This window comes from Tolypothrix campylonemoides VB511288_2, assembly GCF_045999855.1.
Taxonomy (GTDB): Bacteria; Cyanobacteriota; Cyanobacteriia; order Cyanobacteriales; family Nostocaceae; genus Scytonema; species Scytonema bouteillei_A.
On record NZ_JBFPMW010000006.1, the window covers coordinates 19,566 to 34,717 of the forward strand.

The 15,152-nt window shown below is 41.0% G+C and carries 12 protein-coding genes; 5 read left to right on the plus strand and 7 right to left on the minus strand.

Annotated features, from left to right (window positions below):
- Positions 1 to 26: 26 nt before the first annotated feature.
- From AB0756_RS19250 to AB0756_RS19265, 4 genes are all read right to left on the minus strand, one after another.
- The gene (locus AB0756_RS19250) at positions 27 to 176 is read right to left on the minus strand and encodes a hypothetical protein (RefSeq protein ID WP_408103998.1); all 150 of its coding nucleotides are present in this window, start codon (positions 174 to 176) and stop codon (positions 27 to 29) included.
- Positions 177 to 254: 78 nt separating this feature from the next.
- Entirely contained in the window at positions 255 to 635 is a 381-nt protein-coding gene (locus tag AB0756_RS19255; RefSeq protein WP_408103999.1) for a DUF3991 domain-containing protein, read from the minus strand.
- Positions 524 to 811: a hypothetical protein gene (locus AB0756_RS19260; protein ID WP_038073294.1), complete on the minus strand. Its 288-nt coding sequence runs from the start codon at positions 809 to 811 to the stop codon at positions 524 to 526. The genes AB0756_RS19255 and AB0756_RS19260 overlap by 112 nt, the downstream gene beginning before the upstream one ends.
- Positions 789 to 1,523, minus strand: coding sequence for a pentapeptide repeat-containing protein (locus AB0756_RS19265; RefSeq protein WP_050046569.1), 735 nt, complete (start codon positions 1,521 to 1,523; stop codon positions 789 to 791). The genes AB0756_RS19260 and AB0756_RS19265 overlap by 23 nt, the downstream gene beginning before the upstream one ends.
- Before the next feature lie 759 nt (positions 1,524 to 2,282).
- Between AB0756_RS19265 and AB0756_RS19270 the strand changes: the two genes are divergently transcribed.
- On the plus strand, positions 2,283 to 4,259 hold the full coding sequence (locus tag AB0756_RS19270) for an ATP-binding response regulator (protein ID WP_038073296.1): 1,977 nt from the start codon (positions 2,283 to 2,285) through the stop codon (positions 4,257 to 4,259).
- Between the two features lie 45 nt (positions 4,260 to 4,304).
- Here AB0756_RS19270 and AB0756_RS19275 read toward each other — a convergent pair whose 3' ends face one another.
- From AB0756_RS19275 to clpP, 3 genes are all read right to left on the minus strand, one after another.
- Complete coding sequence (locus tag AB0756_RS19275) at positions 4,305 to 4,910, minus strand: aminotransferase class IV (RefSeq protein ID WP_038073299.1); 606 nt, start codon at positions 4,908 to 4,910, stop codon at positions 4,305 to 4,307.
- Positions 4,911 to 5,462: 552 nt separating this feature from the next.
- Positions 5,463 to 6,500 carry an NAD-dependent epimerase/dehydratase family protein gene (locus AB0756_RS19280; RefSeq protein ID WP_038073561.1) on the minus strand — a complete coding sequence of 346 codons (1,038 nt, stop codon included), beginning with the start codon at positions 6,498 to 6,500 and terminating at the stop codon, positions 5,463 to 5,465.
- A gap of 141 nt (positions 6,501 to 6,641) precedes the next feature.
- Positions 6,642 to 7,295 (minus strand): ATP-dependent Clp endopeptidase proteolytic subunit ClpP, encoded by a 654-nt coding sequence (gene clpP / locus AB0756_RS19285; protein WP_050046570.1) that lies wholly within the window; start codon positions 7,293 to 7,295, stop codon positions 6,642 to 6,644.
- A gap of 2,227 nt (positions 7,296 to 9,522) precedes the next feature.
- Here clpP and AB0756_RS19290 point away from each other — a divergent pair.
- The 4 genes from AB0756_RS19290 to AB0756_RS19305 all read left to right on the plus strand — a co-directional run bounded on the left by AB0756_RS19290 (position 9,523) and on the right by AB0756_RS19305 (position 15,005).
- The gene (locus AB0756_RS19290; protein ID WP_038073306.1) at positions 9,523 to 10,491 is read left to right on the plus strand and encodes a response regulator transcription factor; all 969 of its coding nucleotides are present in this window, start codon (positions 9,523 to 9,525) and stop codon (positions 10,489 to 10,491) included.
- A gap of 809 nt (positions 10,492 to 11,300) precedes the next feature.
- Entirely contained in the window at positions 11,301 to 12,347 is a 1,047-nt protein-coding gene (gene aroF, locus AB0756_RS19295) for a 3-deoxy-7-phosphoheptulonate synthase (protein ID WP_038073308.1), read from the plus strand.
- Positions 12,348 to 12,537: 190 nt separating this feature from the next.
- Positions 12,538 to 13,992: an NAD(P)/FAD-dependent oxidoreductase gene (locus tag AB0756_RS19300; protein WP_038073311.1), complete on the plus strand. Its 1,455-nt coding sequence runs from the start codon at positions 12,538 to 12,540 to the stop codon at positions 13,990 to 13,992.
- 143 nt (positions 13,993 to 14,135) lie between these two features.
- Positions 14,136 to 15,005, plus strand: coding sequence for a class I SAM-dependent methyltransferase (locus AB0756_RS19305; RefSeq protein WP_038073314.1), 870 nt, complete (start codon positions 14,136 to 14,138; stop codon positions 15,003 to 15,005).
- Positions 15,006 to 15,152: the final 147 nt, after the last annotated feature.

Consider the following 15,152-nt stretch of genomic DNA (forward strand, 5'->3'; position numbering starts at 1 on the left):
CTTAAGAAGTTATACTCGTTTGGCATTTAAAATTTCGGATTGAAAAGCCATTGCACTTGAACTATAGCATTAGGTAAGGTCGCCATGCCGAGAGCAAACAGAAATATAAAGTTTTTTGAACCGATCGCATACACTTCTCTTTCGCAAGCTAAAGCTTGTGAATAAGTGCGTTCCATGAACATAACATCCACCAACTTAGCCCCAGCGAGATTAGCGCGTACCAGAATAATTCCATTCAAATCCAAACCGGACAGCTAGCAGAAGCCCAAATCACCAAATTCGACGACCTCGTTCACCTCAACTGCGGTACCCTTCTGATAAATATCGATTTTCCTAGCAAAGAATAAGATTTTAGTATGCTCCCCCCTGGTGCCGCGCAAGAAAGCTCCGGTGGTTTCTTCTGTGAGCGATCGCATTCTGAATACAGCATTTTGGTTGAATTCAACATAAACCAACCCCGGACCGTGGAGAGCTTGCACCATGTTTGCTGGCAGTTCCTTTTGTTGGATGAGGTATTGCTGTACTAAGGACCGCTGACTTGAGTCAACAGCAGGTGGTATGCACTGTGATGTTGGTTCTGTTTGGGCAATCTCAATGGCTTGCATCCTGGCGTCGTGAGTAGGTGCTTTAAGCATTCCTCTAGACCCGAAGCGAAGCGATCGCGCAGCCATGCCACTGCTTCATTGAACTGACAGCCGTTGACGTACATCACCAAATCGATTGCTCCACCACCACCTTTTTGGTAACTCTTGGCTGAGTCAGATTTCTCTAAAGAAGGCTTATTTGCTTCAGCTACCACGCACACTGCCATCAGGCATGAGGGTTTTCCCAAAACAACAATCTCGGAATCTTACCCCAGAGGCTCCACGTTTGTCCTTTCCGAAGTCGGCTCCACGGAAGTCGGTCCGCACCAACTTGGCTTCGTCAAACAGAACATTTTTCAACCTAGCTCCATTGAAAATAGCCTTGTTCAAGTTGTTGCAAGCGAACGTAATATCATCGATTCTTGCATTGGTAAAGTTAGCTCCGCAGAGGTTAACCCCAATGAACCCACTGTCAACCAACTCAGCTCCTGTCAAATCGGCTCCACTGAGATTAGCACCATTAAAAGCCGATTGGAAGTATTTGGTTTCCCGCAAAATGGCATTACTCAAATCAGCCCCCTCGAAGTTGGACTCACCCAAATCAACGTCGGTCAAATCAGCCCCGCGCAGAATTACTCCGTCCATGTAAATCGCGATCCATCTTATACTGCTGTTACGCAAAATAATGCCACTCAAATCCAAACCTCTGAAATGTCCGAGTTCCCAAGAGGAGGTTTGGGGAAAAGGGGTCTCTATAATGACTTCACTAAAGTTTCTTTCGCCAGCGGCATAACGACTAATGAGGTCTCCAATCAGAATTTCTTGCTGCGGCATATTATTACGTAACAATACTGCTACCAATAATAACGTTGCCACACTATCAGCACCACTCAGTGCGATACTACTGGCAGAAATCACCAGTGACAATAAAGTTCTCACCTAGATTTACCTGAATTTCCTTTTAACAAACAAAGGGTTTTACACTCAAAGGCAGCGAAGCAGTGCCTTTTTTCGTAGGGTTTTAGTGTAGGACTTTATTGTCTAGGGTACGAGTTTATTGTTCAGTGTAAGACTTTTTTGTTCTTATACACATATAACACCCTCATAAACGAATTCATTCCTCCATGTATTACATCGTTACTCTCGTCCATTTTTTCCTACGTATTACATGCTATCAGCACAATTAGCTCCTCTGTAAGGTTTTTTCCTTACCCAGTCAGGCATTAATTCCTCTCTCTCTTCAAAAATGAGCGAATGTACAGTCTAAAGGGTGCTGTTAGCGAATGATAGGTTAGGCTCTTCTTCTCGATCCAATGCTAGAGACGCCGAGATCGAGAAACGAGAGATAGCTCTAGGGGGAAGTATCCTTCAGGTGTGTAGTGACATAGCTATGCCTTCATGAATAAAATATCAATGAAAGAATGTAACTTAAATGAAACTTATATGTAAGCAATTACTTCAATTAAATTTACTTTACGTTAAGTATTTTAACTTTCAGTTGCGTAATGAATACATAACTGAGGTAGTTGACAGAAATTAATTGAATAGCAAGTGCCTGCATTTGCCATAGGTGGCATAGTAGTGGTCTCAATAGGGACCTCTCCGATTTTTGCAACTTCTATCGCTACTTGCTAGATAGAATTATTATCAATTTCAAGATCGACCAACAATTTTTTAAATCAATTTTTAGAGGATACAATGAATTTTAGCAATCAAGAAAAAAACACGATTCTTATTGTTGATGACAATCCTATCAACTTACAGATATTACTGGCTTTACTATCAGATGCTGGTTTTCAAGTTTTAGTAGCTGATGATGGGGAAAGTGCAATACAGATAGCAGAAACAGCTTACCCAGATCTGATATTGTTAGATGTTGTAATGCCAGTTATGAATGGCTTTGAAACTTGCTGTCGTTTGAAGAGCAATATAGCAACTCAAGATATCCCTATCATTTTTCTGACAGCATCATCACAAAAAGCAGACAAGGTGAAGGGTTTAAATCTTGGAGCTGTCGATTACATTACCAAACCACTAGAAAATGAAGAAGTTTTAGCAAGAGTCAAAATTCATCTCAGCTTGAGAAATTTAACTAAAAGACTTAAAGAACAAAATACACGTTTGGAAACAGAAATTCACGATCGCCAGCAAGCAGAAAAAAAAATCCAAGAACAAGCCGCATTACTTGATATTACTACAGATGCAATTTTTGTTCGGGATGCATGCAACCTCATCCGTTACTGGAATAAGGGGGCCGAACATCTTTATGGGTGGACGTCTGAAGAAGCCATTGGCAGAGACTCTCGTGAAGTTTTATATAGATCGGAAACTCTTTCCCAACTTGATAATATCCAACAAAGTTTAGCTGTTGTTGGCTCTTGGCAAGGTGAGTTACACCAAGTTACAAAAGCAGGTCACTCAATTATTGTTGCTAGTCGATGGACATTGATAAATAATGTGGAAGGACAGCCTAATTCCATCTTGACCGTCAACACAAATATAACAGAGAAGAAACAACTTGAAGCACAATTTTTGCAAGCGCAACGCATGGAAAGTTTGGGAACACTAGCCAGTGGGATCGCTCACGATCTCAACAATACCCTAACCCCAATGATGATGATAATTCAACTGTTAGAAACTAAAATGCTCGATGAGCAAAGTCGGCAATGGAGTGCTTTATTGGAAAACAACGTCAGACGGGCAGCAGATTTAGTCAAACAGGTATTGTACTTTTCACAAGGGAGTGAAATTCAATTTGCTACTTTACAGGTTAGGCATTTAATTTTGGAAATTGAGCAGATTGTCAAACAATCATTTCCTAAATCGATCAATATCATTTTAGATATTCCAAAACCAAATATCTGGAGTATTTATGGTGATGCAACTCAACTTCACCAAGTTATCATGAATCTCTGTATCAATGCTCGCGATGCAATGCCAGTAGGTGGGACTTTACGGATTTCTGCAAAAAACGTTTGGGTGGATGTTCAATGTACGCGCAAAAATATTGATGCTAAAGTAGGACCTTATGTTGCAATCTCTATATCTGACACGGGGATAGGCATTCCCAAAGAAATCATAGATAGAATTTTTGAACCATTTTTCACAACAAAAGAAGTTGGTCAAGGTACGGGGCTTGGATTGTCCACAGTGATGGGTATTGTGAAAAGCCACGGTGGATTTGTGAGTGTGACAAGTGAGGTAAGAAAAGGAGCAGAATTTCAGATTTATTTACCAGTCAAACAAACGTTAGAAATCAACAGTCTCTTAACAATAGATAAAGACGATTTGCCACTAGGACATGGAGAACTTATTCTTGTAGTTGATGATGACGATTCAATTCGAGAAATGACTAAAACTTTGTTAGAAAGAAATGCTTATAAAGTCTTAGTGGCTCGAGATGGGATGGAGGCGATCGCTCTATACACGCAACATATACGCGAAATCAATGTTGTCTTGATTGATATGATGATGCCTTCCATGGATGGTCCAACAACGATCCGTATTCTAAGAAAGATAAATCCAACAATTAAGATAGTTGGTTTTAGCGGACTTGGGTCAAACCATGAGATGCTAAAATTTTTAAAAGATAATGTCACAACTGTTTTACCAAAACCTTTTTCGTTAGACGAACTGTTAAGTAATTTACAGCTTGTTTTACATACTAATGGCTAATAACTAATGGCTATTAGCTAATAGCCATTAGCCATTAGCCATTAGCTATTTCAAAATATTGATATTTATTGTAATTGCCGTACCTTGGAATTTACCACTCGTTAGGGAATGATAGGACACAAATCCGCGATGTGGTTGGTCAAAAAGATAACCACGCGGTAAAGGTGGAACTTTACCTTGCTTAACTAAAGAAATAAAAGTTGCTAGATAGTTGCGTATACTTTGACGATTTCCATCAGTTGTACGTATATGTTTTTCAATTAACGTCATAAATAAGTCTAAACTTCGGGTTTCTTGTCCGTCTATCCAGTTACCATTCTCTATAAAAGAAGTTGCAATGAGTTTTTCTCCTATTTGTTGTACTTTAAATAAGGTATAGTAACGCCATTCTTTTTTAGAATCACTGACATAACAAACCCAAGAACCATCTGAGTCTTGTACAAAACCTTGTTGTCCAAGATAGGCAAATAGAGAACTACTTTGTTGGCTTGCTATGGGAGGCAATAAATTTTCTACAGTATTAAAAGAACAAATTTTTGGTGTGTTTTTTTGTTGTGGTGAAATGGGAATTTCTTGTGCTATGGCAACAATAGATACAAACGCAAACGCCTGAATAGCGGATGCGCTAAACCAATGAATAATTTTATGCATAATTTTTTACTTATTTAGTTAAAAATGAGCCACTTTGTTATGTAAGGTTAAAAGTGTCTCTCTTCCATTCTTTTATTCGATAACTTGTTTAGCACTCCGGAGAATATTTATTTTTTCTCTTTAGAAAAGCTATTTAAAAATAATGGTATAAATTGATATGATTTAATTTTAATGTTATTGTTTAAAAAGTTTCAAGTTTTGATGAATAGTATTTCAAGCTACTGTTTTTGATTGTTTTATTCTTATATAGGAATCATTAATGATTTATGAAAATTGCCAAATACGGTAGGGTGGGAAATGCCAATCAAATAAGGTTTTTAGTTAACATTTCCCACCCTAGCTATATTTCAAAAACCCAATAGGAGTCCCAGGGTCTGTTTCCTTTACCTATTTGCCACGCGAGGTAGAGCTTTGCAGACTTCATTACCAGGTGGAGCTTGGGGACGAGAGGAAAACAGGATTTTTTGGTAGGAGAGAGATATCACCTCCATTAACTCATTTTGTGCTATAAGAAGTCAGCGATCTTGTAGTATTCTGGCAAACAAGAATTAGTTAGTTGTAACTGCTTACTTGTGACCGTATTGCATCTTCGGTTGCGTAATCAAGCAATGAAGGAAACGCTAACGGATGAGGGTCTTGTGGAGGATTGGCTTGCTCCCAGCGAATGGTTTGCAACAGTGCTTCATCTGGAGATACCAGTTCCTGATATCCTAATTCCTCACGAATACGAGTTGAGTCTATTAACCAATGTTGTTTTGTGTTAACTGTTAATTTCCATTCGGTTGGAAGCTTTTCTTTGGGTACAACTAAAACCTGACCTTGCCATCCTGTCAATCGACCCACTCTGTCTATGCGTTCAGCTTCGCTCAAGGCTTCTCGGTCCGCAACGTGATAAATGCGACCTACAGCTGGCTCGTGACAGGCTGCTAAAGCTATTGCGTATGCCGCATTTTCGACATATCCATAAGAACCACGCCACAGGGCAAAGCTTTTTTCTAACACAATAACAGGGCGGTTATCATCTATTCTTTGAAGATAAGGATGTAAACGGTGGCGGGGATCTTTAGGACCGTAAACCATTGGCAGTCTTACGATTGTTCCAGGTAAAGTGGGTTCTGACATGACGACTTGTTCCACTAAAATCTTTTCGTAATCTATTGGTGTATTGAGGGGTCTGTCAGGCATTTCCCGAAAAGGATAAAGTTGTTGGCGTAATGGAGAAGTTTCTGTCAGTGGTACTGAAATGACTTCAGACTCCTTCCCTAAAAGAACACTGTATGCGCGGTATACGTCTATACTGCTAATAGCAACAACACGCTTGGCAATTCCTTTAAAAGTGTTCATGAGTTCCACAGCGTGTTGTTCGGTGAATAAAATCATATCCACTACAATGTGAGGTGCCATTTCCTCAAACTGGCTTTTGAATTCTTGAAGGTGATGGCGATCGCCAAGAATGTGATGTACATTTGTCGGTAATTCAGCCATCGTTTCTCCCCGATGAAATACAGTTACCTCATGACCCAAATGACACAAATGGCGAACAACATGGGGACCAATAAAATTTGTACCGCCAATCACTAAAATTTTCATCAAAACCTCCAATATCATTTGTTTGTCAAGAGCCAACGCTGTCTCCATTAGTAAGGAGAGACTATAGGGGTTTTCTAAGGAACATTTTTATACAGATAAAAATGCCACGGTAGGTCTCTACATTGCTTTTCACTCCTATATCTAATGCCCGTTGAGTAAATACCGATCGGTTACAGAATGAGTGGAATCTAGAGCAGATGTTGGTGTCTTCAAAATAACGCTATCCACTAATCCGTAGATTTTTGCTTCTTCCGCACTCATAAAAAAGTCTCGTTCTAAATCTCGTTCAATCTTCTCTAAAGATTGGTTGGTATTGGCTGCCAATATCTTGTTGATAGTTTGTTTGGTGTGCAAAATTTCCCTAGCCGCTACCTCAATGTCACTCGCTGCACCTTGAACCCCCCCTGAAGGCTGATGAATCATAATCCGAGCATTGGGTAAAGCATATCTTTTACTTTTTGCTCCAGAAGACAGCAAAAATGCACCCATCGAAGCTGCAAAACCAACACAGACAGTACATACTTCAGCACGAATTTGATTCATAGTATCGTAAATTGCCATTCCTGCTGTGACCGAGCCCCCAGGGCTATTGATGTACAAGAATACATCCCGCTCTGGATCTTCAGCATCAAGAAATAGCAATTGAGCAACAATTAAATTAGCTATCTCATCAGTCACTTCGCTTTTTAAAAAAACAATGCGCTCTGCTAGCAAACGAGAATAAATGTCAAAGGCTCTCTCCCCTTTGTCTGAAGGTTGAATCACAATCGGAATGTTGAAATTAGTGGAACTCATATTTTTTACTCCAAAGCTTATCTGACGGATGTAGAGACACTTTAAGAACTGACTTCCGTAGGCTTAAGGGTATTTTGGGGTTTTCAGGTGTTGCAGTTTCCTCCAAACCCCCTTAAAAAAACTACGGTGTACACATAAATCTGAAATATAGCAATCCGTGTAGGAGCGACAAACACCTCTTCCTTGTCCTCCTTGTTCGGATCTCAAATAGGATTGCCATAGTTAACGCACTGAGGATTGAGCGTTAGTTTTACCTCACCCCTGACCCTCCATCGTAAAGAGAAATTTAATTTTTTATTTCTGAATACCTCAGGGGATTAAGGGGGTAAACTCGATTTGTGCATGCACTGTCCCTTAAAAAGGGAAGCTATGCGTAAGTTCTAGCTTCAAATAGCTAGCCTCAATTGCAAACTCTAAATATAGTTAAGCTTTTACTTAACTATAAACATTATATTTAAGTAAAAGCTTAAATGTCAATCATGAGAACTGTAAAAAAATACAGTAGTTTTCAAGCTTTAGAAACAAACTGCGATTCTGTGGTACGGGCGTCCTGGCTGTATTACAAAAATTACAAAGAAATATGAATAAATCTCCTCTGCTTCTTGCTGTGTGTCCTCGTTACATTCACTTAACTTAATATAAAGTCTTTGTTAAATTTATTTACGGGTATAGCTTTTGGTGTGTCACACTTACGAACTAGCACTGGTTAAATATTTGGAGTAGAAAGTCCGCAACTCCTGACTTTTGCTTTTTAGTTACTTTGTATGGGTGTAACGAATGATATGATGTGAAGTTAGTATCAATCAAATCCAATACTATTTACACCACTACATTCTGGAGCGTCTTACTTGTGTGTTATTACGAAATCTGGTATCCTCTCGAAGGGAATTAAGCAGCTCCGTCAAATCTTCTGGTGTGGCAAATCTTACCGCAACAGAAATCTTATTTAACCAGGGAAAGTAGTGATTGGTTTGATGGATGTAACAAATAAGTCCGTCCTCTACAGATACAAAAGCTAAATCTTAAATTTATGGAGGTATCTGTACGGATTGACAGTGTTCTACCAGTCAGGGATTTACTTGTTAGGCTGCAAACCCCTTGCAAATTATCATATTGGCTGTTCTGGGTTCACACGACCTAACCAGCCCCAGTCCTGCTGGGACTGTGTTTGGGGAAATGTTTGTGTTCCTGCCTTTAGGGTGCTCGCCAGCCCCAGAGTTACCGAAACTAGGTAGGTTGAGCAAGCCTAAGTAGAGACGCAATAATTTGCGTCTTTGCAAACGTGCATCTCGAAACAGTTCTTAACCCAGACATAACGTTTTTCGCATGACTGGGTTGATTGGAAGAGGCTTTACACGGCGCACCAAAGAGAACACCGGACGCGCAACGAGTCTGCCCCTTCCTGGGAAGTTCTGCAAGAGCATAATCTGCTCGGAGCAAAGATTTGCGGTGAAATGACAACCAATATTTTGGCAATCTTTTTTGGGTTGCCTTGGTATTTTGCACAACCATAACCTAAGTGACCTCAAAAATAACGTCTGAAGTATGAAGTATGAAGTCAACCCTATGAATGAATTCGGGAGGCAGCGCTTTGCACGGAGAAGTCGGCTGAAAGGTTTTCCTCGATCCCAACTTCGCCCCATGTCCTTCGGATATCCTACGTGCTTAGCTCCTTTGCAGGAGATAACACAAGTTTCTACGGTAGCGCGTTGCTGTAGTCGAGAATGTTTTTGTGACTGTCTCCCTATTGTGACGACTGCTATGGGTTTAAAACTTAGATTGTATATTCTGCGTGCTACCAGAATAAGTTCGGGTACTTGTGCTGGCAATAGCACTTTTTTACGCTTAGTTCTTCATCTTTTAGACTTTATTTTTCATATTGGGAAAGCACTACATTATAAAGTAAGAAGGCAGAAGTACGACGGCAGAGGAGCCACTGCGGTGGACGGGTTTCCCGGCATAAAGCAAGTGGCGTGGCAGAAGGGAATCCCCATGTATAAATGTGAGGGATTTAATAAAGTTTGCACTCTATTATTTTTCGACCTAAATCAATTCAGGGACGCTACACCCTTTGGCAGAGCACAGAAGACTTGCTTTTGTATGAAATCTTACAATATCAACCTTCTGCCCTCTGCCATCTGCCCTCTACCTTTCTTTTGGTAACTTGTCACTCTACCAAGTGGTTTGTCACTGTACACCTGTGAATTGTCCATAAACCCGTATTTGGATGGCAAAGGAAACGGTGAAAAAGATTTTAGTGATTGAAAATAAAGCAGAAACCCGAAAACTTTTTCTTTCATGCCTAAAAGCTGAAGGTTTCCATGCGATTAGTGCTGAAAACGGTGCGATCGCAGTTCAAAGAGCACAACAAGAGTTACCCGATCTAATCATCAGCGAAGTTTTAGTGCCGAAACTCGATGGTTTTAGAGTTTTAATGGCATTACGCCAAGATCCAGCCACAGCAATTATTCCTTTTATCTTTGTCACCGCTAAAGTCAGTCGCACTGATATCCGCAAAGGTATGGAATTGGGAGCAGATGATTACATCACAAAACCTTGTACATTAGACGAATTACTCAAAGCGATCGCAACTCGCCTGCAGAGGCAAAGCTTCCTGCAAAAGTTATATGGAACAGTACCCACATCAGTAACAGAAAAGCCCACAGGCGATAGTTGCGGCACGTCTTTGACGAACGCAGTTGCTCCAACCGGCGAAACATCTACTGGCACTTTTCTATACTCTGGTTCTAAGAACACAGGAGCCCTTTGTGCAAAGCAAAACTTCTCACCCAATAAAGCCATGAAATCGGACGAGCCCCAGTCAATTCTGCCATCCGAGCCAGAATTGAGAGAGGTCTTCCGCTTCATTGAGGCGAACTACAATCAACAGATCACTTTGAGTGATGTCGCAGGAGCTGTAGGTTATTCTCCGGCTTATCTCACTAATCTTGTGAGACGGCAAACAGGACAAACTGTACAAGGGTGGATTATCGAGCGGCGAATGGCAGCAGCACGTTCCTTACTGTTGGAAACTAATGAAAGAGTCGAAGAAATCGCAGCCCAAGTTGGGTATTATCACACAGTTCATTTCTTTCGCCAGTTTCGCCAGTATCATGGAACAACTCCCCAAGCTTGGAGAAGGACACAGCTTGCTCAGTACAAAGCCCAATACACGCAAGAGAGACAAAACGGTTAGCTCTTGTGCGAAATACACTTAGTTCTGGGGGCGCGGCGGTATTGCGCCCCTACCGATCGAATTTATGCGTTTCTCTCATGCATTTGAAATATGCAGAAATTTTAAATTCTTAAAAAAATCAAAAGAAATTTCAACCTAAAGCCAAAAATTAACAAGAAGGGCAGAGGGCAGAAGTGATAAATCCCTTCTGCCTGATACCGTAGATCCTCTGCGCGACCTTCGGGAGCAACGGGTTTAAATCAAGCGCCATAATCTCCAAGAGGCGCGGTCTTCAATTAGGTGCGGGTTTAAATCCCCACCTAATTGCCTTCTGCTCTAGTAGCGAGCGTACTTCTGCCTTCGTTTTAAAATTTTATTCTAATCTTTTAATATTCTTTTATTAAAAAAAATTATATTTCCGATTTCTTTCCAGATGTTATCAATTTAAACCACTTTAATAACATAGAGGAATCTTATTTTTTCTTGAAATACCTGGAGGGATGTCTAAAGCCCGCCAAGAAACTGTGATTGGCTTTGCCAACGCTACCATTTTTCTTGAGTAATTTAGGATTCCTATAAATCAAATTCTTAATGCACAATACTAAACATCTATATGATTTCCGGAACAATCGCAATTATCATTGATTGTGTTTTAAATTAAACATTAGCGAAAGAATTGTTACTTTTCAAAAGATAGACTGTTGGCAAGCGCTTTTTAACTACAGTAAGCTTTAGAAGACAAAGAAAAAGGGTGAGGAGATAAAAACAAATAGTAACAACTGAACCACGGAAGACCATAAGATGCTGTTATTTAAGGAGGATTCTTATCTATGATCGTCGTCATGAAATCTGGTAGCCCATCAGAAGAAATTGAACGAATCATTAAAGAAATCCGCAGTTGGAATATCACTCCCGAAAAATCAATAGGTCAGCACAAAGTGGTGATTGGTTTAATAGGTGAAACAGCGGAGATTGACCCGGTACAAATTCAAAATTTGAGCCCCTGCATTGAGCAGGTTGTCCGGGTAAAAAAGCCTTTCAAACGAGCTTCTCTAGAATTTCACTCTTATCAACCGACTGACGTGGTTGTACCCACCCCAAATGGCTCTGTCAGTTTTGGTCAAAACCATCCTTTGGTTGTTGTAGCGGGACCTTGTTCTGTAGAAAATGAGGAGATGATTGTAGAAACAGCCCGGAGAGTGAAAGCTGCCGGAGCTAAATTTCTTCGAGGAGGGGCGTACAAACCCCGTACCTCCCCTTATGCTTTCCAAGGTCATGGAGAGAGTGCATTATTACTCTTAGATAAAGCACGAGAAGCCACTGGATTGGGAATCATTACAGAAGTGATGGATACAACTGATATAGAGAAAGTTGCATTTGTCGCAGATGTGTTGCAGGTTGGTGCTCGCAATATGCAAAACTTCTCACTTCTTAAGAAGATTGGTGCTACTGGCAAGCCAATTCTTTTGAAGCGCGGATTGTCAGCTACCATTGAAGAATGGTTGATGTCAGCCGAGTACATTTTGGCGGCTGGTAATCCCAATGTCATTCTGTGCGAACGCGGTATCCGCAGTTTCGATCGCCAATACACCCGCAATATTTTTGATATATCTGCAATTCCGGTTTTGCGATCGCTCACACACCTGCCCATCATGGTCGATCCCAGCCATGCTACTGGTAAATCGGAGTTTGTGCCAACAATGGCGAAGGCATCTGTAGCAGCTGGTGTTGATTCGGTGATGATTGAAGTTCATCCCAACCCAGGCAAAGCCCTTTCTGACGGTCCTCAATCTCTAACATGGGAAGGATTTGAGGAATTAATGCGGGATCTGCCCAATTTGGCGAATCCTTTTGAAAGGATAAAGGATAAAGTTTGAAGGATTAAGAATAAAAGATTGTTAATTCTTTCATACTTTATACTTCACAGTTCATCTCTAAATAAAACTTCTCCATTCAGGAAGGTTCTAACAGCCTTGGAGAAAAGCTTGCCATGCCTTGCTTAACGGAGAAGTTAACTGAATTCGTTGTTCTCAGAACTCTACAACCATAAAGGAGAAGAATCCTGTCATGTCCAATATACCAAATTCTACTCAAATTTTAGTCATCGGTGGCGGACCAGCTGGATCGACTGCTGCGACTTTATTAGCACGCGAGGGTTTTGACGTGACTTTGTTAGAACGAGATTTTTTTCCCCGATATCATATTGGTGAATCGCTTTTGCCATCTGCTTTAGAAATATTTGATTTACTTGGAGTACGGGACAAAGTTGAAGCCCAAGGATTTCAACGCAAGCCCGGAGCCTATTTGGAGTGGGGCAAAGAGAAGTGGAGCCTCAATTTTGGAGAACTCAGTGGCGACCATACTTATAGCTTTCAAGTTCGTCGTGCCGACTTTGACCACTTGCTTTTAGAGCATTCTAAAAGCCAAGGTGTGAAAGTTTTTGAGGGAACCGAAATTCGTCAAGTCTCTTTTGATGAAAATCGTCCAAAAAGTGCTACTTGGTCTCAATCCAATGGTGCGACGGGAGAAATCTCTTTTGATTTCGTCATTGATGCTTCAGGTCGTGCTGGTGTTTTGTCAACGCGCTATCTAAAAAACCGCCGAAACCACAACGTATTCCAAAATATAGCTATATGGGGTTATTGGAAGAACGTTCAAAGATTACCTCAAGGTCAAGAAGGAGCGATCGCAGTCGGTTCTATTCCAGAAGGTTGGCTGTGGGGAATCCCCTTGGATGAAGAGATTATGAGTATCGGAGTGGTCATGCACAAAGATATTTATAAAGAAAGACGCAATAAGAAGTTGGAAGATATTTACTCAGAAGCCATTGAAGAATGCTCTCTTATCTCTGATATGGTTGCACCAGGTCAGTTAGTATCAGAAGTCAAAGTCGAGCAAGACTATTCTTACACCTCTGACTACTTCTCCGGTCCGGGCTACTTTATGTCAGGAGATGCTGCTTGCTTCCTAGATCCGCTCTTATCAAGTGGAGTTCATCTTGCCACTTACAGCGCACTCCTAGCAGCCGCAAGTATCGCAAGCATTAAGCGCGGTGAGATTGACGAAGCACAAGCCACTACATTTTATGACAAGAGCTATCGGCAAGCATATCTGCGGTTCCTCGTGTTTGTCTCAGCTTTCTACGACCAGAACCGTGGTAAAGATTCCTATTTTTGGGAAGCACAAAAATTAAGCCGCCACGATTTCAGTGGTGCCGATCTAAAACTCGCTTTCTTAAACCTAGTGTCTGGAGTGGAAGACTTAGTCGATGCCCAAGAAGGTGTCAGCGAATTTGCTGTCAACGAGATGTCAAAGCGGATCAAAGATAACCATAACCTTCGTCAGGACAAAGAAGCTTTGGCATCAAAAGACAAGGCTACGGATTCTACAATCCAAGCTACAAATAATTTCTTTAATGCAGTAGAAGGTTTCTTTTCACTTTCAGCCGCAGGAGCTATTGACGGTGTATATGTTGTTACTAAGCCAAACATAGGTTTAGCAACTGTAGAGGCTAGAGTCTAGGGACTGGGGATAAGGGAGACAAGGGAGACAAGGGGAAATATATTTTGACCAATCCTTTCATCCCTTTATCCCTCAATCCCCTAACCCCCAACCCCCAACGCTCAATACCCAATCCCCCAAGCAAAAATTTAAGGAGTCTCCTCATGTCCGTTTTTGTACCTGACAACCTTCTAGATGATGTTAAGTCAGAGGAAATTGATGTTGCAGCCCAAATGCGTAAAGGGCATCCCCAAATTCCTGAAGGTGACGCTTACATCATTAGGCTGATAAAACAATACGCTCAAAAATTGGGACGACCAATTCGCGTATTTGACGTTGGTTGCGGAACCGGATATTTTGCTTCAAAGTTAGCAAAACGTCTCCCTGAAATAGAACTTATTGCAAATGAGGATGAACCAGAAATTGTTGCTAAATTGGAACGTCGTTTAGCAACTGATACTAATGCTAAAGTGTTCTCCGGTTCTTTTGAAGAATGGAATGAAACTGTAGATATAGTTCTTTCCTGGGGAGCACATCACCATCTTCCGAAAAATTACTTGGCTCATGCCAAGCAAATATTACATCAAGATGGTGTTATCATTGTAGGTGATGAGTTTTGCCCAGAATATTGCAAAAACCATCACGAAAAACGCATAGCTAATGCTGAATTGATCCACATTGCAAACGGGTATATCTTAACCACTGCAGAAGAGGTAGAGAACTATCAGCAAACGGGTCACATCCCAGAAGCAGCATTGGATCTCGAACGTCGCCGACAGCAGGCACTGTGGACGTGGTACAGGTATGTTGTTGATTTCGCTATGGATCGCAACTGTATTGGTGTTGCAATTGATGAACTGCGAGCAACTCACGATGACCTAATTACAGAGTTAGGTATTGAACATAAAATGTCTCCACTGATCGTGGAGCAAGAGTTTAGGCTCGGTAACTTCCGACAAATTTCCAAGAAAGTTTTTGGTCCTTCCTATGCACCGGAATACCAAAGCTTTGTTATCTACGAATTGGGAATTTAAAGTAGGCTAATGGCTAATGGCTAATAGCTAATAGCTAATGGCTAATGGCTAATAGCCACTAATCACTAGCCCTATGCTTTCGGTACGCTACGCAAACAAGTATCTCCTTACGGAAAAGCTATACGATGCTGCAGGTTATGCCCGCAA

Coding starts and splice junctions, on each gene's coding strand:
- AB0756_RS19250 (WP_408103998.1), bottom strand. CDS start 176: ATGGAACGCACTTATTCACAAGCTTTAGCTTGCGAAAGAGAAGTGTAT.
- AB0756_RS19255 (WP_408103999.1), bottom strand. CDS start 635: ATGCTTAAAGCACCTACTCACGACGCCAGGATGCAAGCCATTGAGATT.
- AB0756_RS19260 (WP_038073294.1), bottom strand. CDS start 811: ATGGCAGTGTGCGTGGTAGCTGAAGCAAATAAGCCTTCTTTAGAGAAA.
- AB0756_RS19270 (WP_038073296.1), top strand. CDS start 2,283: ATGAATTTTAGCAATCAAGAAAAAAACACGATTCTTATTGTTGATGAC.
- AB0756_RS19275 (WP_038073299.1), bottom strand. CDS start 4,910: ATGCATAAAATTATTCATTGGTTTAGCGCATCCGCTATTCAGGCGTTT.
- AB0756_RS19280 (WP_038073561.1), bottom strand. CDS start 6,500: ATGAAAATTTTAGTGATTGGCGGTACAAATTTTATTGGTCCCCATGTT.
- clpP (WP_050046570.1), bottom strand. CDS start 7,295: ATGAGTTCCACTAATTTCAACATTCCGATTGTGATTCAACCTTCAGAC.
- AB0756_RS19290 (WP_038073306.1), top strand. CDS start 9,523: ATGGCAAAGGAAACGGTGAAAAAGATTTTAGTGATTGAAAATAAAGCA.
- aroF (WP_038073308.1), top strand. CDS start 11,301: ATGATCGTCGTCATGAAATCTGGTAGCCCATCAGAAGAAATTGAACGA.
- AB0756_RS19300 (WP_038073311.1), top strand. CDS start 12,538: ATGTCCAATATACCAAATTCTACTCAAATTTTAGTCATCGGTGGCGGA.
- AB0756_RS19305 (WP_038073314.1), top strand. CDS start 14,136: ATGTCCGTTTTTGTACCTGACAACCTTCTAGATGATGTTAAGTCAGAG.